Raw genomic sequence first — 17,584 nt, 5'->3', positions numbered from 1 at the left:
TGATCGGACCGGTGCATGACTTCAAATAGTCGGCACGGGTGTCCCGCCGCCGCATGGGCGCCGCGCGAAAGTGGCTTGTCGTGTCGTCTTCCACCCTCGGCCTGTTGACTCATCTGTTCCGTCATCGCGGGGCATCCCTGTCGGAAGGGGGGCCGGCGAAGGGGCTTGCGCGGGACGACCGGGTCTCGCAGGTGCCGCGCGTCCTGCGTGCGCTGGTGCGGGCGGACGAGATCTGGCTGGTCGTGCTGGCGGCCTGCGTGGGCACCGGGGCCGGCCTGCTGGTCAGCGCCATGACCCATGCCACGCTGCTGGCGCATCGGGTGCTGTTCGCCGTCGGCGGGGATGGCCGCATTTCGGGCCTGCCGTCCATCGCGCCCCTCCGCGCCATCCTGGTGCCCAGCCTGGGCGGGCTGGTGCTGGGGCTGCTGGGTGTGCTGATCGCGCGCTATGCCCCCGGCCGTCCGGTCGACCCGATCGAGGCGAACGCGCTGCATGGCGGCCGCATGTCCACGCTGGACAGCGCCATCGTCGCCCTTCAGACGGTCCTGTCGAATTCGGTCGGCGCCTCGGTGGGGCTGGAGGCCGGGTTTACGCAGATCGGTGCCGCTACCGGCTCGCGACTGGGGCGCATGTTCCGGGTCCGGCGCGAGGATCTGCGCCTGCTGGTCGGATGTGGTGCCGCCGGCGCCATCGGCGCGGCGTTCAACGCGCCGCTGGCCGGGGCGTTCTATGCCTTCGAACTGGTGATCGGCACCTATTCGCTGGCCAACCTTGCGCCGGTCGCGGCGGCGTCGATCTGCGCCATCGGGGTGACGCACCTGCTGCACAGCGCGGCCCCCGGCGTGACCGTGGACCTGCCGGCGGGGCTGCGGATGGACGATTACCTGCCGATCGCGACCCTGGGAATCGTGGCCGCCCTGCTGGGGGTGGCGCTGATGTATTGCGTGACCCTGGCCGAAACCCTGTTTCGCCGCTCCGGCCTGCCGGCCTGGATGTGTCCGGCCGTGGGCGGGACGATCGTCGGCACGATGGCGCTGGTTTCGCCCTCGGTGCTGTCGTCGGGCCACTGGGCGATGCGCGTCGCGCTGGAACAGGGCCACCCGACCGGATGGATCCTGGTCCTGCTGGCGCTGAAGGCGGTGGCCTCGTCGGTCTCGATCGGGTCGGGGTTCCGGGGCGGCCTGTTCTTCGCATCGCTGTATCTGGGCGTCCTGACCGGGGCGGCGTTCGGTGGTGGTCTGGCGCTGGTCTCGGCCAATCCGCTTTCAGCGGAACTCTGCGCCCTGGTGGGCATGAGCGCCATGGCCGTGGCGGTGGTCGGCGGGCCCATGACGATGGTGTTCCTGGCGCTGGAAATGACGGGCAGCCTGCCGCTGACCGTCGCGGTGCTGGTGGCGTCGGTGATTTCCGGCCTGACCGTGCGCCGGACCTTCGGCTACTCCTTCGCCACCTGGCGGTTCCACCTGCGCGGGGAATCCATCCGTTCGGCGGTCGATGTCGGCTGGATTCGCACGCTGACGGTCGGGCGGATGATGCGCCGTGACGTGAAGGCGATGTGCCAGACGACGACGGTCCAGGAGGCCCGGCATGCCTATCCGCTGGGCGCGGCGCAACGCTTCGTCCTGGTCGACGGCGCGGGCCGCTATGTCGGATTGGTGCAGGTGCCCGACCTGTATGCCGAAACGGCGCGTGCGACCGAGGACCTGACCCGCTTCGCCCAGTATCGCGACGTGATGCTGATGCCGCAGATGAACCTGCGCGACGCGATCGCCCGTTTCGAACAGGCGGAAAGCGACGCGCTGGTGGTGGTCGATGGCATGGAATCCCGCATGGTGCTGGGACTGCTGACCGAACAGCACGCCCTGCGCCGCTATAGCGAGGAACTGGACCGTACTCGCCGCGAACTGGCGGGTGAGGGTCGTCTCCACGCCCGCGTCTGAGGGCGTGCCGAACGAAAAAGGGGCGCCGGACCCAATCGGTCCGGCGCCCCCTTTTTTCGTCAATCCCGCCGGGATCAGACGGAGTAGTACATCTCGAACTCGGCCGGGTGCGGGGTGTGTTCGAACTTGAACACTTCCTGCCACTTGATGTCGATATAGCTCTCGATCTGGTCCTTGGTGAACACGCCGCCGGCCAGCAGGAACTCATGATCGGCCGTCAGGGCCTCCAGCGCCTCGCGCAGCGATCCGCAGACGGTCGGGATCTGCTTCAGCTCGTCGGGCGGCAGGTCGTACAGATCCTTGTCCATGGCATCGCCCGGATGGATCTTGTTCTTGATGCCGTCCAGGCCGGCCATCAGCATGGCCGCGAACGCCAGGTAGGGGTTGGCGGTCGGGTCGGGGAAGCGGACCTCGACGCGCTTGGCCTTCGGGCTGGTCGCATACGGGATGCGGCAGGACGCCGAGCGGTTGCGCGCCGAATAGGCCAGCAGCACCGGCGCCTCGAAGCCCGGGATCAGGCGCTTGTAGGAATTGGTCGACGGGTTGGTGAAGGCGTTCAGCGCCTTGGCGTGCTTGATGATGCCGCCGATGTAATACAGCGCCTGGTCCGACAGGTCGGCATAGCCGTTGCCGGCGAAGACCGGCTTGCCGCTCTTCCAGATCGACTGGTGGACGTGCATGCCCGATCCGTTGTCGCCATAGATCGGCTTCGGCATGAACGTCGCGGACTTGCCGTAGGAATGGGCGACGTTGTGCACGCAGTATTTGTAGATCTGCATGAAGTCGGCGGACTTCACCAGCGTCGCGAACTTGGTGCCCAGCTCGTGCTGCGACTGCGCGACCTCGTGGTGATGCTTTTCGATCGGCAGGCCCATCTCGCCCATCGTGGACAGCATCTCGGCGCGCAGGTCGTTTTCGCTGTCGACCGGCGGGACGGGGAAATAGCCGCCCTTCACCGTCGGGCGATGGCCCATGTTGCCCTCGGGATAGTCCTTCAGCGAGGCGCCGGGCCCCTCGATGCTGTCAAGCTGGTAGATGCCGAAATTCGGGCCCGTGCCGAACTTGACGCTGTCGAAGACGAAGAATTCGGCTTCCGGACCGAAAAACGCCGTGTCGCCCAGGCCGGTGGACTTCAGGTAGGCCTCGGCCAGCTTGGCGGTGGCGCGGGGGTCGCGATTGTAGAACTGCCCGGTCGAGGGCTCGATGATGTCGCAGATCAGGATCAACTGCGGCTTGGCCGAGAACGGGTCCATGACCGCCGTCGTCGGGTCGGGCAGCAGCACCATGTCGCTCTCGTTGATGGCCTTCCAGCCGACGATGGACGATCCGTCGAACATGAAGCCGTCGCGGAACGTGTCCTGCTCGATCGTCGAGATATGCTGCGTGGTGTGGTGCCACTTGCCGCGCGGGTCCGTGAAGCGCAGGTCCACCAGTTCCACGGAATGTTCCTGGATCAGGCTGAATACCTTGGCAACAGCCTCCGCCGATGGGGACGGAGTCGTGGTCGGAGCTGAACTCGGGGCTTTTTTCGCCATTGCTGATTACCTGCCTTAACTTGGGATGCCGAACGACACGGCGGTGAAACGGTTACGAGACTGGGGCGCCGTTGTCGATAGGACATACGGCCCCCGGGACCAGCCATCGGGAGCATGCCGGTGTCCACGGGGGCACCGGTCTCCGTCGGCCGGGAAGGGGATGGTGGCGCGGCGGGTCAGATGGCCTCCTCGCCGTGCTCTCCGGTGCGGATGCGGATGACGTCTTCCACCGGCAGGATGAAGATCTTGCCGTCACCGATGCGCCCGGTGCGCGCGGCGGCCATGATCGTCTCGACGGCGCGGTCCACCAGGTTGTCGGCGCAGACGATCTCCAGCTTCACCTTCGGCAGGAAATCGACGATGTATTCGGCGCCACGATACAGTTCGGTGTGGCCTTTCTGGCGGCCGAATCCCTTGGCCTCGGTCACCGAGATGCCCATCAGGCCGATCTCGTGAAGGGCGTCCTTCACCTCGTCCAGCTTGAAGGGCTTGATGATGGCCTCGATCTTTTTCATGCCGCGTCGTCATGTCCCCGGGCAGCCCCGAAATCCCGGGGCAGCGATGTGCACACGCCCGGGCCGCCCGCCCGATCCCGTGGGCGCCGCGGGCCGCCCGTACCTGACACCGTTGCACGGGTTGCGCTTTCGGGCAATCGGATCGGATTGCAAAAGGCCGGCATTTTACGCACATCTGCGCATGGCCGGCGGATTGCAGCACGGATCGCAGCAGGGAAGGGCCCACAGGACGGGGTCCGAAGGAAGGATGTTCATGAAATCGCTGAACAGCATGCTGTCCGGCCTGCCGACGACGATCTTCACCGTCATGTCGGCGCTGGCGGCGCGGCATGACGCCATCAATCTGGGCCAGGGCTTCCCGGACACCGAAGGACCGGCCGATCTGATCGAAGCCGCGGCGGCGGCCCTGCGCGACGGCCGCAACCAGTATCCGCCCCTGACCGGGGTCCCGGAACTGCGGACGGCGGTCGCGCGGTCGAACGCGCGATTCTATGGCCTGTCGGTCGATCCGGCGACCGAGGTGATCGTGACCTCCGGCGCGACCGAGGCCCTGGCGGCCTCGCTGATGGCGATGGTCGATCCGGGGGATGAGGTCGTGGTGCTGGAACCGCTCTATGACACCTACCTGCCGGTGATCCGCGCGCTGGGTGCCGTGGCGCGGCCGGTGCGCCTGACACCGCCGGACTGGTCCCTGCCGCGTGCCGAACTGGCGGCGGCTTTCGGGCCCAGGACCAAGGCAATCATGCTCAATTCCCCGATGAACCCGACGGGCAAGGTCTTCGGCCCGGACGAACTGGCCTTCATCGCCGACCTGGTGGCGCGCCACCAGGTCTATGCGATCTGTGACGAGGTGTACGAGCACCTGACATTCGGCGGTGCGCGCCATATCCCGCTGATGACCCTGCCGGGCATGCGCCCGCGTTGCGTGCGCATCGGCAGCGCGGGCAAGAGCTTCTCGCTGACCGGATGGAAGGTCGGCTATGTCACCGCGCCGGCCGCCATCGCCGCGACCGTCGCCAAGGCGCACCAGCTTCTGACCTTCACCACGCCGCCGAACCTGCAGCGCGCGGTCGCGGTGGGGCTGGACAAGGATACGGATTATTTCACCACCCTTGCCGCCGACATGCAGGCCAAGCGCGACTTGTTGTCCGACGGGCTGCGCGCCGCCGGCTTCGACGTGCTGCCGTGCGACGGCAGCTATTTCATCGTGGCGGATATCCGCTCGACCGGTTTCGCGGGGGACGACGTGGCGTTCTGCCGTGCCCTGACCGAACGGTGCCGGGTCACGGCGATTCCGGTCTCGGCCTTCTATGGTACCGACAACGCACCGGACCATCTGGTGCGATTCGCCTTCTGCAAGAAGGACCCGATCCTGGCCGAAGCCGTGGCCCGGATTCGGGCCGGCGTGCGCGATTTGTAGGAACGCCGGGCAAGGCCGGGCTCTTTTTCACCCTGTGGGTGATTGACGTGCCGGACGAGCTTCTCTAAATCACAGCCCGCTGTGGCGGACGTAGCTCAGCTGGTAGAGCGCCGGTTTGTGGTACCGGTGGTCGCGGGTTCGAGCCCCGTCGTTCGCCCCAGCGGATTTCCCGACAAGGTGGAAATTCACTTCGGGAAGAGGCGCGACAGGCCCTCTTCCAGAGGGATCGGCACGATCCCCAGTTCCCGTTCCATATCCCCGATATCGAAGGCCTTGTCTTCCAGCAGGCGCCGGATTTCGGCCGGCCCGACCGACGGCAGGCCGGGAATCCATCGTGCGATCGCGGCCGCCGCCATCATTGCCCCCGCCGGCACCGCCAGCACCGGGCGTGGGCGCAGTCTTGCGTGCCGCGCGACGGTCGCCGCGAAATCCCGATAGGTCAGCCGCGTCGCGCCCGCGATCACCAGGGCATGGGGGCCGTGCCACGGGCGGCGAAGCGCCGCGACCAGGCTGCTGGTGACGTCGTCCTGATGGACCGGCTGTACCAGCGTCCGTCCGCCGCCCGGCAAGGGCGTGACCGGCAGGCGGCGCAGCAGCGCCGCCAGGCGCTGGACGTTGTTTTCGCCCTGCGCGCCATAGATCATGGTGGGATGCAGGATCACCCCATCGCGGCCTGACCGCAGCAGCGCGGCCTCGCCCGCCAGCACCCCGTTGCCGTGATCGTCGGGCCAGCGGGTGAATTTGCGCGTGCTGCCCAGGCAGACCAGCGTGGCACCTGGGGGCATGGCCGCCAGCAGGGCCGGCACATGCCGCGCATGGGCGGTGCTGACCACCCGCGTGGCATCGGCCAGCGCCGCGCGCAACGTACCGGCCGGGCCGGTCAGGTCCGCGACCCGGGATGATCCGTCCAGCCCGGTGGCCTGCCAGCGCGCCGCGTCGCGCACCACCGGCACGACCGGAATATCCAACCGCGACAGGGCGCGGCACAACGCCGCCCCCGACCGCCCGGATGCCCCCACGACATGCACGGCATCCGTGGGGCGGGACGTCATGGCGTGCTGATGGACAGGCCCAGCAGGCCGGCGGTGGACGGGTCGCCGGCCATCGACAGGGCCACGCCCAGCATCAACAGGTTCAGCGGTTGCGGCGGCCGCAGCGTCAGCCGCAGCGGACGGTCCGGCGCGTCCAGGAACCGCCCCAGCGCCTGCATCGATATATCGGGCGACGCCGCCAGGGCGGAAATGACCTGCTGGCGATAGGCATCGGGCGGGACCTGCCGCGCGTGGGCCAGGCCATCCAGCACATGGCCGGCCAGGGACCGGTCGTGCCAGTCGATCGTGGCCGACACGATGCGCGCCGTCTCCGCCAGGCTCATGGGATCGTCGACCGGGATCTGGTCCAGGTCGGCCAGGACGGTCATGCGGCCCATCGCAGGGGCGTCGATGTCCAGCGGATGCAGGCTCATCAATCCGTTCTGCCGCTGGACGGTGGCGACGGCATGGATCGTGCCGCTGAAATGGTCATAGCCGATCAGGCGCAGCGGCGACTGGTCCTGCGGCGGGGGTGGCCAGGCCTCCAGGTCCGTCAGCGTGGTGTCCAGATCGTCCTGCGCCGTGCGGGATTCGTGCTCGACGACCAGGTGCCCGATCCGCATCAGCGGGGTCGACGCGTCGATCTGGATGGCCGAGACGTCGAAATGACGGTGGCCGGATTCATGGATCATGTGCCCGGACTGCAGCAGGCTGGCGATCTGCCCGGCAAAATCCGGCCCGTCGATGCGCAGGTGGCCGATGGTGATATGCCGCCCCGGTGTCAGGTTGATTTGCATGGCCAGGGAGTCGAGGTCGAGATGCGATGTCCGGCCCAGGCCGTACTGGCGCACCGCCGCCCGCGCCACCGTCAGGTCGGTCTGGCTGCCCGGCACCGCGACATGCAGGCCTTCCAGCCGCCCGGAATCCAGCACCAGGGAATCCAGCCGCGGCGGCGCCGGCGCCGCGGATTCAGGATCGGCCAGGGTGGGCCCGGTATTGGGCAGCACCAGCCCTTCCAGCACCAGCAGCCCGATCGACGCCGTGGCGCCCGGTTCCATGACCTGCACGTCATGCAGGGTGACGCGCCCGATGCGTTGGCCGCCGACCGCGTTGCCGGTGACGCCCCCCACCAGCGCGTCGGACGCGGTGACGGTCAGGAACGCGTTGCGATAGCTGACGGCGGTCAGGCGCGCCCCCCGCGCCAGGACCCGCGGCGTGGCGGTGGCATAGGTGAAGCTGGCCCCCGGGCCGATCGCGGCGCGCAGGTCGGCGATGGCCGATTCCATCCGGCTCTGGGCGAAATGCCGCAGGCCCAGTCCCCCCACGATCACGATGATCAGCAGCAGCAGAAGGGCGGAGAGAAGTTTTTTCACGTGCGGGTCATCCGTCAATGGCCTGTGCGACAGCTACATCATTCGGGTCCCGTCCGGCAACGTCCCGCCCCGGACGCTGTGGTATCAGGATACCGTCTCCTAGTTTCCCGAAAAATCGGCGCAAAAACCCGATTTGATCTTGACGGGCGGGCCGGGGACGATGATAACGCGCCACCCGTTACCGCTCCTATTACAGACGGAACACAGACAGATGAAGACCACCCTTTCGCTGAAGCCCGCGGAGGTGACACGGGACTGGATCCTGATCGATGCCGAAGGGCTCGTTCTCGGCCGTCTCGCCGCCATCGTCGCCCAGCGCCTGCGCGGCAAGCACAAGCCGCAATTCACCCCGCATGTCGATTGCGGCGACAACATCGTCGTGATCAATGCCGAGAAGGTGCGCCTGACCGGCAACAAGGTCGGGCAGAAGCTGTTCCATTATCATACCGGCTATCCGGGCGGTATCAAGGAACGCACGATCACCCAGCGGCTGGAGGGCAAGAACCCCGGCCACGTGGTGACCAAGGCGGTCGAGAGGATGATCACCCGCGGCCCGCTGCAGCGCGCGCAGATGAAGCACCTGTATGTCTATGCCGGCGCCGAGCATCCGCATGCCGGCCAGCAGCCCAAGACGCTGGACGTCGCGGCGCTGAACCGCAAGAACACCGTCAACTCCCAGAAGATCGGGGCCTGAGCATCATGTCGGAAACCCAAGAGCGCACAGGCACGCTGGCCGATCTGAAGGACGTGGTCGCGTCCGGCCAGATCGCCGCTGGACAGGAAGCTCCGGTCTACGAGCCCAAGCGCGACGCGCAGGGCCGTTCCTACGCCACCGGCCGCCGCAAGGACGCCGTGGCCCGCGTCTGGATCAAGCCGGGCAAGGGCGACATCACCGTGAACGGCCGTTCGGTCGGGACCTATTTCGCGCGTCCCGTCCTGCGCATGCTGATCACCCAGCCCTTCCTGGTGGCTGACCGCTACAACCAGTTCGACGTGTATTGCACGGTGACGGGTGGTGGTCTGTCGGGCCAGGCCGGTGCGGTCCGTCACGGCATCAGCCGTGCCCTGACGCATTACGAGCCCACGCTGCGCGGCATCCTGAAGGCCGCCGGCTTCCTGACCCGCGATCCCCGCGTTGTCGAACGCAAGAAGTACGGCCGCGCCAAGGCCCGCCGTTCCTTCCAGTTCAGCAAGCGCTGATCGCACCACGCGGCCGGAAAAACGGGCCGGGACGATCGTCCCCCGCATTGCGGGGGGATGGTCGCCCGGCCCTTTTTCTTGGGCGGTCCGGTCCTGCCCGCGGGGCGGCACCTCGCCGGAAAATGAAAATCCCACAGGGATTTATGGGCGGATAGCCCCTGTGTTATCCGCGATGATCGTCCTACCATGGCCCGGCCCGCAGATGGCCGGGGCCGGGGAATGATGATCAAGACTTCGCCTTTTGCGATGACGGCCGTCCTTGCCATCCTGACGGCGGTCGGCCCGATTTCGACCGATATGTATCTTCCCGCCTTCGGGGCCATGACTCACGCCCTGGGCGGCGCGCATGGCGATGCCGAAATGACGCTGGCGGCCTGGTTCCTCGGCCTGTCGGTGGGGCAGGTCACCCATGGCGCGATCGCCGACCATTACGGGCGGCGCGGGCCGCTGCTGGGCGGCACCCTGCTTTATACCATCGCCTCGGTCGGCTGCGCGGTGGCGGGTTCGATGTGGGCATTTTCGCTCTGGCGGTTCGTCGCGGCGTTCGGGGCGGCCGCCAGCCTCGTGATCCCGCGCGCCGTCATCCGCGATGTGGTGGGGGGCGACGGCGACGCGGCGCGGATGCTGGGCCGGATGGTGCTGGTGATGAGCATCGTGCCGATGCTGGCACCGACCCTGGGCGGCGTGATTGCCGAGGACTGGCAGTGGCGCGGTATCTTCTGGATAGCGGCGGCATACGGCGCCTGCTGCGTGGCCATGGTCTACTGGCTGCTGCCCGATACGCTGACCACCGAACTGCATATGCGCTTTCGGCTGGAACAAGCGGTCACGGGCTATGTCCTGATCCTGCATGACCGCGTGTTCCGCCTGCACGCGCTGGAGGGCGGGTGCGCCACCTTCACCCTGTTCGCATTCCTGGGCGGTGCGCCACGGGTTTTCGTGGCGGGGTACGGGCTTTCGCCCGTGCAGTTCGGCGGCATCTTCATCCTGAACGCGGCGGGCTATGCCGTCGGCACCAACATCAACGGGCGGCTGGTGCCGCGGCTGGGCGCCCCCCGCGTGCTCAGCGGCGCGGCCGTGGCGCTGGCGGTGGCGTGCGGCGGCATGTTCGCGGCGGCCCTGCTGCATGTCGGGGGCGGGATCCTGCAGGTCGGCGGGATCACCCTGTGCATGGCCATCCTGGGCTTCCTGCTGCCGGGCGCGGCCCTGGGGTCGGTCCTGCCGAACGGGGCCAGGGCGGCGACGGCCTCGGCGCTGTATGGAACCGTGGTGTTCTTCATCGGCTCGTTCAGCACGATGCTGGTGGGCTGGCTGGGCACGCGCGGGCCCGCGTCGATGACGGGGCTGATGCTGCTGGGCGCCCTGATGGCCCTGGCCTGCGACTGGCGGCGGCGATAGGCGAGCGGCGATAGGGGACCCGGTGCCCTATCCCGCCATGCCGGCCGCCGCCATCAGCAGGTGCATCAGCATGGCGAACACGCCCAGGGCCAGCACGCTGGCGGTCCAGATAACGGCCATCCAGCCCAGGCGGCGCGTCCAGGGCGGCATCAATGGTACCCTTCGCTGGATGTGACCTTGCCGCGAAACACGTGATAGGCCCACGCGGTATAGGTCAGGATGACCGGGATGATGAACAGCGTGCCGACCAGGGCGAAGCCCATGCTTTCCGGCGGACTGGCGACGGCGCGGAAGGAAATGCCGGGCGGGATGATGTTCGGCCACAGGCTGATCGCCAGCCCGCTATACCCCAGGAACAGCATGATCAGCGTCAGGAAGAACGGCGCGGCATGCGGTGCGCCGCGCAACTGGTGCAGCAGCAGCGCGCTCGCCCCCAGGATCAGGACCGGCACCGGGGCGAAATAATACAGGTTGGGCCGCGAAAACCAGCGGGTGGCGATCGCGGGGTGCGTCAGCGGCGTCCACAGGCTGACGATGGCGATCGCCACCAGCAGCAGCGGCGTCACCCACCGGGCGCAGACGATCATCCGCGCCTGCAGGCTCCCCGCCGTCTTCATCGTCAGCCAGGTCGCGCCCAGCAGGGCATAGGCCACAACCAACCCCAGCCCGGTGAACACGCTGAACGGCGACAGCCAGTCCAGCGCCCCGCCCAGATAGGACGGTCCGCTGACCTGGAACCCGTCGATGAACGCCCCCAGCGACACCCCCTGGAAAAAGGTCGCGACGTACGACCCGCCGGCGAAGACGTAGTCCCAGAACGGCCGGTGCGCCTCGTCCGCCTTGAAGCGGAACTCGAACGCCACGCCCCGGCAGATCAGCCCCGCCAGCATCAGGACCAGCGGCAGGTACAGCGCGCTCAGCAGCAGCGAATAGGCCAGCGGGAAGGCCCCGTACATCGCGGCGGCGCCCAGGACCAGCCAGGTCTCGTTCCCGTCCCAGACCGGGGCCACGGTATTGACCATCAGGTCGCGCTCGGCCCGGTCCGGCACGAAGGGAGAGAGGATGCCGATCCCCAGGTCGAACCCGTCCATGATGACGTACATCATCAGCCCGAACCCGATGATGACGACCCAGATCAGCGGAAGATCGATACCCATGTCTGGTATTCCTTCAGGACAGCATGTCTGGGGCGGCGGAGAGCGGGCGGGCCGGCCGCTTGTCGGGCCGGTCGCCATCGGCGGGGGATACGCCTTGCGTGTCGGGGCCGTGGGCCGCCAGCTTCAGCAGGTAGCCGATGCCGGTACCGAATACCCCGCAATACAGGACGACGAAGATCAGCAGGCTGACGCTCAACGTCGCCGCCGAATGGTTCGACACCGCGTCGCGCGTGCGCATCACGCCATAGACCACCCAGGGCTGGCGCCCGATCTCGGTCGTCATCCACCCCGCCAGGATCGCGGCCAGCCCGGTCGGCCCCATCGCGACCGTGGCCGTCAGGAACGGCCGGTTGGCGAACAGGCGCCCGCGCGCGCGCAGGGCCAGCCCGACCAGCGCCAGCAGCAGCATCAGCGTGCCCAGCCCCACCATGACCCGGAAGGTCCAGAAGATGATGGTGGAATTCGGACGGTCCTCGGCCGGGAATTCCTTCAGGCCCGGAATCTGCCCGTTCCAGCTATGGGTCAGGATCAGGCTGCCCGCATGCGGGATTTCGACGGCGTAGCGCGTGGTCTCGGCGGCCATGTCCGGCACCCCGAACAGGATCAGCGGCACGTCCGCCCCCGGCGCGTTCTGCCAGTGGCCCTCGATCGCCGCGATCTTGGCCGGCTGGTGTTCCAGCGTGTTGCGGCCGTGCAGGTCGCCGACCAGGATCTGGATCGGGGTGACGACCAGCAGCATCCACATCGCCATCGACATCATGGTGCGGATGGCGGGCGAGTCGCGCCCCTTCAGCAGGTGCCACGCCGCCACCGCGCCGACGAACAGCGCCGTCGCCAGGAAGGCCGCGATGCCCATATGGACCAGCCGGTAGGGAAAGGACGGGTTGAAGATGATCTGCAGCCAGTCGACGGGCACGACGCGCCCGTCCGCGATCCGGTAGCCCTGCGGCGTCTGCATCCAGCTGTTCGACGCCAGGATCCATGTCGCGGACACCAGCGTGCCGAGCGCCACCATCACCGTGGCGAAGAAATGCAGCCCGCGTCCGACCTTGTCCCAGCCGAACAGCATGACCCCCAGGAATCCGGCTTCCAGGAAGAAGGCGGTCAGGACCTCGTAGGTCAGAAGCGGCCCGGTCACGCCCCCGGCGAAGGTGGAGAAATAGCTCCAGTTCGTGCCGAATTCGTAGGACATCACCAGGCCCGAGACGACGCCCATGGCGAAATTCACGGCAAACAGCTTGGACCAGAAATGATACAGGTCCTTGAACACCGGCGCCCCGCGCGCCAGCCACAGTCCCTCCAGCACCGCCAGGTAGCTGGCCAGCCCGATGGTGATGGCCGGGAAGAGGATGTGGAAGGATACGGTAAAGCCGAACTGGAGACGCGCAAGCAGCAAGGGGTCGAGGGCGTGCATGAATCCGCTCCTGTGATGGGGGGCCATCAGCAGCCCTGGCGGGGGCGGGCCTGCAACCAGAACAGCCGGACCCTTTCATGGGTTCCATCGCCCCTGCCATGCGCGCACGGGACCCTCCGATTCCCTTGCCCGTGGGGTCACACCAGATGCATCCAGGACGAAGGCGGCCGGCCTCGCCGCATCCGCGCGAACCCCGTGCATAACCGGTGGAGCGGCCAGAGGCCGGCAAGCCAGACCAGCACCCCGACGGCGTAATGCGTGCCCATCGGAAAAAACACCGAACCGATCACGGCGAACAGCCACAGGTGGGCCAGGTAGAAGACCAGCGGCGCGCGGCCGAACCCGACGCACAGCCGCCCGAACCATCCGTCCGCGTGGCGCCACAGGGCCCGGAACAGGCACAGGTTTCCCCCCAGCATCGCCAGGATGAACACGGGAGACGGCGGATATTTCACAAGGTTGAAGAATTCCCGCCATGATCCGTCGCGCGGCGGGCGCAGATTGCCGGCCGTCCCGTGCCAGCGCAGCACCAGCGCCGCGACGAGGCATCCGATCCCGATCCACAGCGCCGCGCGTAGCGTCCCGGCCCGCCACTGCGTCAGGCATTGTGCGAAGACATGCCCGAACAGCGCCACGCCCAGCCAGGGCAGCAGCGGATATTCGACGTACAGGCCGCCCGTCTGCCCCGCGACCAGCCCCAGCCGCGCCAGTCTTCCCACCGACTGCATGCCATCGTCCGGCAGGAACAGGGACGGCGACAGCACGCACAGCGCCGCGACCCCCAGCGTCGCCACCCGCCATCGCAGCAGCGGCTGCGCCACCGCCAGCACCATCATGGACAATCCCAGCGTGGTCAGCACCGTGACCGGCAGGTGGATCGCCGGTCCCGCCCCGGGCCAGCCGCCGAGATGCGTGCCGGTATGATCGCCATGGATGCCGACCAGCCAGGCCGGAACCTCCACAAGCGCGCTCAGCAGCATCAGGATCGCGCCGCGCAGCGCGACCTGCGCGCCCAGCCGCGTCCGGGACCATTCGGTCCTGCGGCTGGCCAGCAGGGCCACCCCGCCGCCCATCCAGAAGAAGAAGCCCGGCGCGCACAGATCCGACAGGACGCGGAATCCCAACTGGACCAGGTCGGCCGGGCCGGTGCCGTACCGTGTCCACAACCCGGCCCAGAACTCGGTCGAATGACGACGAACGACCAGCGCATTCACATGGTCGGACGCCATGATCATCATGATCGCGCCCCGCGCCGCGTCGATCCCGGCAATGCGTCCCGACCGGGTCATGGCGCATCCCCCGCCAGCGGCAGGAGATCGAGAAACGCATCGACCACGCCCGTCAGGCGCTCGACGTCGTCCGTCGCGGCCAGTTCCAGCGTCGCGCCGCGAAACATGGCGACCGTCATGCCGGCCAGCAGCCGCGCCCGCTCGGGCGCTTCGCCCGCGTTGCGGAAGCGTGCCTGTATCGTATCCAGCCAGAATTGCGCCGTGCGCCGCGTATAATCGCCGAACCGTTCGGGATCGCGCGTCGCGATCGCATACATTTCGTAGAACAGCCGCAATGTCGCGCGCCGCTGCGGCGCGGCGAGGTGCCGCCAGAGCGCCCGGAAGATCAGGCGCGGGTCCCCCTGCGCCGGCAGCCGTGCCGTGATTTCGGCGGTGGCGGCCTCGCGCATCGTGTCGAAGACGGTGCAGAGCACCTGCTCGCGCGATCCGAAATGATACAGGATCGTCCGATGGCTGGTCCCGATGGCCGCCGCCAGCGGGCGCAGCGAGAACGTCGTCACGCCGTGGTCCTGGACATAGGTGATGATGTTTTCAAGCAGGCGCGGACGCAGGTCCGGGTCGACAGGGCGGGCCATCGCGATTCCTGGAGTATTAATGATCCGATCGGTTCATTAATGCGGCGGGTCCGGCGTCGCTGTCCAGACGTTTCGTCCGGGTACCAATCGGCCGCCACCTGTCTCATTTCCGAGACAGGTGGCTCGTCCCGAAACACAGCTTTGTGAGGTCGTTTCGATGGCGTATGGCGCGCGGCGCGGGGGTCATGCTGATCACGCATGCTGGCCGCAGGAAGCCGTGAAGTGCCGAGACTCACACGCTGCGCGGTCCATGGAACATGTGGAGAAACACGCGGCATGCGAGACAGTCTGACGAGGGCGGGGTCGATCATAACCTCCGTCCTGCTGGCCTTGACCGGGCTCTTTCTATTCTTGGGCGGAGCGGAACTTCTGTTCCTGGGCGGCTCCTGGTTCTATGCCCTGGCGGGTGCCGTCATGCTGGGCATCGCGGCCGGCGCTATCCGGGCCCCGAAACTGGCCATCCGCCTCTATGCGGGGCTGCTGCTGGTCGCGACGGCCTGGTCGCTGTTCGAGGTCGGGTTCAATATCTGGGGGCTGGAAGTGCGCCTGATGACCCTGGTCGGCATCGGGGCATGGATGCTGCTGCCGTGGGTGTGGCGCACCAGCCCAAGCTGGCTGGCCGACAAGCGCGATATGCTCGGCGCGCTCGCCGTCGCCTGCCTGGCGCTGGTGATCAGTTGCTTCACCTCCTATTCCATCGACGGCACGCTTCCCGCCGACCGCATGGCCGCTCAGGGCCAGCCGGACCCGGCGTCGGACGGCGTGGCCGACGCGGACTGGACGGCCTATGGCCGCACCGTCGGCGGTGACCGCTATTCACCCCTGGGGCAGATCACCCGGACCAATATCAGCCACCTGCAGCGCGCCTGGATGACGCGCACGGGCGACGTCCAGCAGGACGGCGAGGGCACGGTCGCGGGCCCGGACCAGGGGCACGAATTCAACCTGGAACTGACGCCGATCAAGGTTGGAAACACGCTGTACCTGTGCACCCCGCATAGCTGGGTGATGGCGCTGGACGCCGCGACCGGCAAGGTCAAGTGGAAGTTCGACCCGCACCCGGCCACCGCCGACCTGGCGAAGAACGTCTATCTGGCCTGCCGTGGCGTCAGCTATTATCGGATTCCCGATGACATCCAGACCAGTTGCCGCACGCGCATCTATTCGCCGGTCGCCGACGTGCGCATGGTCGCGCTGGATGCCGAAACGGGCAAGCCGTGCGAGGATTTCGGCGATCATGGCTTCATTTCCATGCGCGATTACCTGGGCCATGTGCCGCATGGCTTCCATTTCATCACCTCGCCCCCGATGGTCGCCAAGAACCGCCTGATCACCGGCGGCTGGATCTTCGACAACCAGGCCAATTTCGAGCCCTCGGGCGCCATCCGCGCCTTTGACGCCACCACCGGTGCCATCGCCTGGGCCTGGGACGCCGGCCACACGCCGGAAACCTGGACGCCCGGCCCGAACGACGTGCTGACGCGCGACACCCCGAATGCCTGGGGCGTCTATACGGCCGACCTCAACCTGGGGCTGGTCTACATCCCCACGGGCAACTCGCCGCCCGACAACTGGGGCGGTTCGCGCCGTCCGTTCGACGACGCCACGTCGTCGGCGACCATCGCGCTGGACATCGTGACGGGTGAACGCCGCTGGACCTACCAGACCGTGCATCACGACCTGTGGGACATGGACATTCCCTCCGGCCCGTCCATGGTCGACCTGCCCGGGCAGAACGGCGAGAGCGTCCCGGCACTGGTGCAGAGCACGAAGCGCGGTGAATTCTTCGTCCTCGACCGCCGCACCGGCCAGCCGGTTCCGGGCTATCCGGTGGACGAGCGCCCCGTTCCCACGGCCGGCCACGCACCGGACGACCGTGTCTCTCCGACACAGCCGTACCCCGCCGCCATGCCCAGCCTGACGCCCGCCAACCTGAAGGAGAGCGACATGTGGGGCGCGACGCTGCTGGACCAGATGCTCTGCCGGATCGAGTATCGCCAGTCGGCCTATGAAGGCCAGTTCACGCCGCCCCATGTGGGCAAGACGACCATCGTCTATCCGGCGTTCTACGGCGTCGTCGACTGGCAGGGCATCACGATCGACCCCCAGCGGAAGATCCTGCTGGCCAATGCCAGCTACCTGCCGTTCCGCATCAGGCTGGAAAAGCGCCAGACGCTGGAAGCCCCGGGGACCCTGCCGAAATGGAATGGCCAGGGCGAGGAACCCGCGGCCAAGGGCGACGCCCTGTCCGTGTCGCCGGATTACGGCACGCCCTATATCGCCTATACCAACCCGTGGCTGAACCCGCTGCAGATTCCCTGCAAGGGCCCGGTCTGGGGCACGCTGACCGCGATCGACCTGGTGACGAAGAAGATCGTCTGGCAGCACCCGGTCGGCACGACGCGCGATACGGGCCCGTTCCGGACCCACAACAACCTGCCCCTGCCGACCGGCATGTATAATATCGGCGGCAATATCGTGACCAAGGGCGGCGTGGTGTTCATGGGCGCCACGGCGGACGACTACCTGCGCGCCTTCGACCTGGCGACCGGCCAGGTCATCTGGCGCGACCGCCTGCCGGCGGGGGGCCAGGCCACCCCCATGTCCTACGAGGTCGGCGGCAAGCAGTACGTCCTGATGGCCGCCGGCGGCCATGGCGGGCTGGGAACGCGCAGCGGCGACTACATCATCGCCTACACGCTCGACGGCACGCAGGGCGCGACGGTCCAGTAAACGC

Annotated in this window: 15 protein-coding genes and 1 tRNA gene; 7 read left to right on the top strand and 9 right to left on the bottom strand. The window is 67.7% G+C overall.

Features of this window, described 5'->3' with window-relative positions; genetic code table 11:
- Nucleotides 1-53 precede the first annotated feature (53 nt).
- Complete coding sequence (locus GDIA_RS07405) at nucleotides 54-1,940, top strand: chloride channel protein (protein WP_012553805.1); 1,887 nt, start codon at nucleotides 54-56, stop codon at nucleotides 1,938-1,940.
- A gap of 74 nt (nucleotides 1,941-2,014) precedes the next feature.
- Here GDIA_RS07405 and glnA read toward each other — a convergent pair whose 3' ends face one another.
- Nucleotides 2,015-3,475, bottom strand: coding sequence for a type I glutamate--ammonia ligase (gene glnA / locus GDIA_RS07400; RefSeq protein ID WP_012222986.1), 1,461 nt, complete (start codon nucleotides 3,473-3,475; stop codon nucleotides 2,015-2,017).
- A gap of 176 nt (nucleotides 3,476-3,651) precedes the next feature.
- Nucleotides 3,652-3,990, bottom strand: coding sequence for a P-II family nitrogen regulator (locus GDIA_RS07395; RefSeq protein WP_012553804.1), 339 nt, complete (start codon nucleotides 3,988-3,990; stop codon nucleotides 3,652-3,654).
- A gap of 253 nt (nucleotides 3,991-4,243) precedes the next feature.
- Between GDIA_RS07395 and GDIA_RS07390 the strand changes: the two genes are divergently transcribed.
- Nucleotides 4,244-5,410: an aminotransferase gene (locus GDIA_RS07390; RefSeq protein ID WP_012553803.1), complete on the top strand. Its 1,167-nt coding sequence runs from the start codon at nucleotides 4,244-4,246 to the stop codon at nucleotides 5,408-5,410.
- An 84-nt stretch (nucleotides 5,411-5,494) separates the two neighbouring features.
- Nucleotides 5,495-5,570: transfer RNA gene (locus GDIA_RS07385), tRNA-His, on the top strand.
- Between the two features lie 25 nt (nucleotides 5,571-5,595).
- Here the strand turns inward: GDIA_RS07385 and GDIA_RS07380 are convergent.
- Both GDIA_RS07380 and GDIA_RS07375 read right to left on the bottom strand, forming a co-directional pair.
- Nucleotides 5,596-6,462, bottom strand: coding sequence for an SDR family oxidoreductase (locus GDIA_RS07380; RefSeq protein ID WP_012553802.1), 867 nt, complete (start codon nucleotides 6,460-6,462; stop codon nucleotides 5,596-5,598).
- A complete protein-coding gene (locus tag GDIA_RS07375; RefSeq protein ID WP_012553801.1) occupies nucleotides 6,459-7,814 on the bottom strand; it encodes an aq_1923 C-terminal domain in 1,356 nt (451 codons plus the stop codon). The genes GDIA_RS07380 and GDIA_RS07375 overlap by 4 nt, the downstream gene beginning before the upstream one ends.
- Before the next feature lie 211 nt (nucleotides 7,815-8,025).
- On the opposite strand from GDIA_RS07375, the gene rplM reads away from it, so the two are divergent.
- From rplM to GDIA_RS07360, 3 genes are all read left to right on the top strand, one after another.
- Complete coding sequence (gene rplM, locus GDIA_RS07370; RefSeq protein WP_012222999.1) at nucleotides 8,026-8,508, top strand: 50S ribosomal protein L13; 483 nt, start codon at nucleotides 8,026-8,028, stop codon at nucleotides 8,506-8,508.
- Between the two features lie 5 nt (nucleotides 8,509-8,513).
- Nucleotides 8,514-9,014, top strand: a complete 501-nt coding sequence (gene rpsI / locus GDIA_RS07365) for a 30S ribosomal protein S9 (RefSeq protein WP_012223001.1) — start codon at nucleotides 8,514-8,516, stop codon at nucleotides 9,012-9,014.
- Between the two features lie 246 nt (nucleotides 9,015-9,260).
- Entirely contained in the window at nucleotides 9,261-10,412 is a 1,152-nt protein-coding gene (locus tag GDIA_RS07360; protein ID WP_157864161.1) for a multidrug effflux MFS transporter, read from the top strand.
- Nucleotides 10,413-10,439: 27 nt separating this feature from the next.
- Here the strand turns inward: GDIA_RS07360 and GDIA_RS18470 are convergent, their stop codons facing one another.
- The 5 genes from GDIA_RS18470 to GDIA_RS07340 all read right to left on the bottom strand — a co-directional run bounded on the left by GDIA_RS18470 (nucleotide 10,440) and on the right by GDIA_RS07340 (nucleotide 14,847).
- Nucleotides 10,440-10,562 (bottom strand): DUF2474 domain-containing protein, encoded by a 123-nt coding sequence (locus GDIA_RS18470; RefSeq protein WP_012223004.1) that lies wholly within the window; start codon nucleotides 10,560-10,562, stop codon nucleotides 10,440-10,442.
- On the bottom strand, nucleotides 10,562-11,569 hold the full coding sequence (gene cydB / locus GDIA_RS07355; protein WP_012223005.1) for a cytochrome d ubiquinol oxidase subunit II: 1,008 nt from the start codon (nucleotides 11,567-11,569) through the stop codon (nucleotides 10,562-10,564). The genes GDIA_RS18470 and cydB overlap by 1 nt, the downstream gene beginning before the upstream one ends.
- Nucleotides 11,570-11,582: 13 nt before the next feature.
- Nucleotides 11,583-12,983 (bottom strand): cytochrome ubiquinol oxidase subunit I, encoded by a 1,401-nt coding sequence (locus tag GDIA_RS07350; protein ID WP_012553799.1) that lies wholly within the window; start codon nucleotides 12,981-12,983, stop codon nucleotides 11,583-11,585.
- Between the two features lie 137 nt (nucleotides 12,984-13,120).
- Nucleotides 13,121-14,272 (bottom strand): heparan-alpha-glucosaminide N-acetyltransferase domain-containing protein, encoded by a 1,152-nt coding sequence (locus tag GDIA_RS07345; RefSeq protein ID WP_012553798.1) that lies wholly within the window; start codon nucleotides 14,270-14,272, stop codon nucleotides 13,121-13,123.
- Nucleotides 14,269-14,847 (bottom strand): TetR family transcriptional regulator, encoded by a 579-nt coding sequence (locus GDIA_RS07340; protein WP_012553797.1) that lies wholly within the window; start codon nucleotides 14,845-14,847, stop codon nucleotides 14,269-14,271. The genes GDIA_RS07345 and GDIA_RS07340 overlap by 4 nt, the downstream gene beginning before the upstream one ends.
- 276 nt (nucleotides 14,848-15,123) lie before the next feature.
- Here GDIA_RS07340 and GDIA_RS07335 point away from each other — a divergent pair, with 276 nt between their 5' ends.
- Nucleotides 15,124-17,580: a membrane-bound PQQ-dependent dehydrogenase, glucose/quinate/shikimate family gene (locus GDIA_RS07335; RefSeq protein ID WP_012553796.1), complete on the top strand. Its 2,457-nt coding sequence runs from the start codon at nucleotides 15,124-15,126 to the stop codon at nucleotides 17,578-17,580.
- Nucleotides 17,581-17,584: the final 4 nt, after the last annotated feature.

It is taken from the genome of Gluconacetobacter diazotrophicus PA1 5 (assembly GCF_000021325.1).
GTDB lineage: Bacteria > Pseudomonadota > Alphaproteobacteria > Acetobacterales > Acetobacteraceae > Gluconacetobacter > Gluconacetobacter diazotrophicus.
Note: the sequence above shows the minus strand (reverse complement) of the source record. Positions and strands in the feature narration are given on the sequence as shown.

What these genes read in the sequence shown, in the direction of transcription:
- GDIA_RS07405 (WP_012553805.1), top strand. Translation starts at nt 54, where the DNA reads ATGGGCGCCGCGCGAAAGTGGCTTGTCGTGTCGTCTTCCACCCTCGGC.
- glnA (WP_012222986.1), bottom strand. Translation starts at nt 3,475, where the DNA reads ATGGCGAAAAAAGCCCCGAGTTCAGCTCCGACCACGACTCCGTCCCCA.
- GDIA_RS07395 (WP_012553804.1), bottom strand. Translation starts at nt 3,990, where the DNA reads ATGAAAAAGATCGAGGCCATCATCAAGCCCTTCAAGCTGGACGAGGTG.
- GDIA_RS07390 (WP_012553803.1), top strand. Translation starts at nt 4,244, where the DNA reads ATGAAATCGCTGAACAGCATGCTGTCCGGCCTGCCGACGACGATCTTC.
- GDIA_RS07380 (WP_012553802.1), bottom strand. Translation starts at nt 6,462, where the DNA reads ATGACGTCCCGCCCCACGGATGCCGTGCATGTCGTGGGGGCATCCGGG.
- rplM (WP_012222999.1), top strand. Translation starts at nt 8,026, where the DNA reads ATGAAGACCACCCTTTCGCTGAAGCCCGCGGAGGTGACACGGGACTGG.
- rpsI (WP_012223001.1), top strand. Translation starts at nt 8,514, where the DNA reads ATGTCGGAAACCCAAGAGCGCACAGGCACGCTGGCCGATCTGAAGGAC.
- GDIA_RS07360 (WP_157864161.1), top strand. Translation starts at nt 9,261, where the DNA reads ATGACGGCCGTCCTTGCCATCCTGACGGCGGTCGGCCCGATTTCGACC.
- GDIA_RS18470 (WP_012223004.1), bottom strand. Translation starts at nt 10,562, where the DNA reads ATGCCGCCCTGGACGCGCCGCCTGGGCTGGATGGCCGTTATCTGGACC.
- cydB (WP_012223005.1), bottom strand. Translation starts at nt 11,569, where the DNA reads ATGGGTATCGATCTTCCGCTGATCTGGGTCGTCATCATCGGGTTCGGG.
- GDIA_RS07350 (WP_012553799.1), bottom strand. Translation starts at nt 12,983, where the DNA reads ATGCACGCCCTCGACCCCTTGCTGCTTGCGCGTCTCCAGTTCGGCTTT.
- GDIA_RS07345 (WP_012553798.1), bottom strand. Translation starts at nt 14,272, where the DNA reads ATGACCCGGTCGGGACGCATTGCCGGGATCGACGCGGCGCGGGGCGCG.
- GDIA_RS07340 (WP_012553797.1), bottom strand. Translation starts at nt 14,847, where the DNA reads ATGGCCCGCCCTGTCGACCCGGACCTGCGTCCGCGCCTGCTTGAAAAC.
- GDIA_RS07335 (WP_012553796.1), top strand. Translation starts at nt 15,124, where the DNA reads ATGCGAGACAGTCTGACGAGGGCGGGGTCGATCATAACCTCCGTCCTG.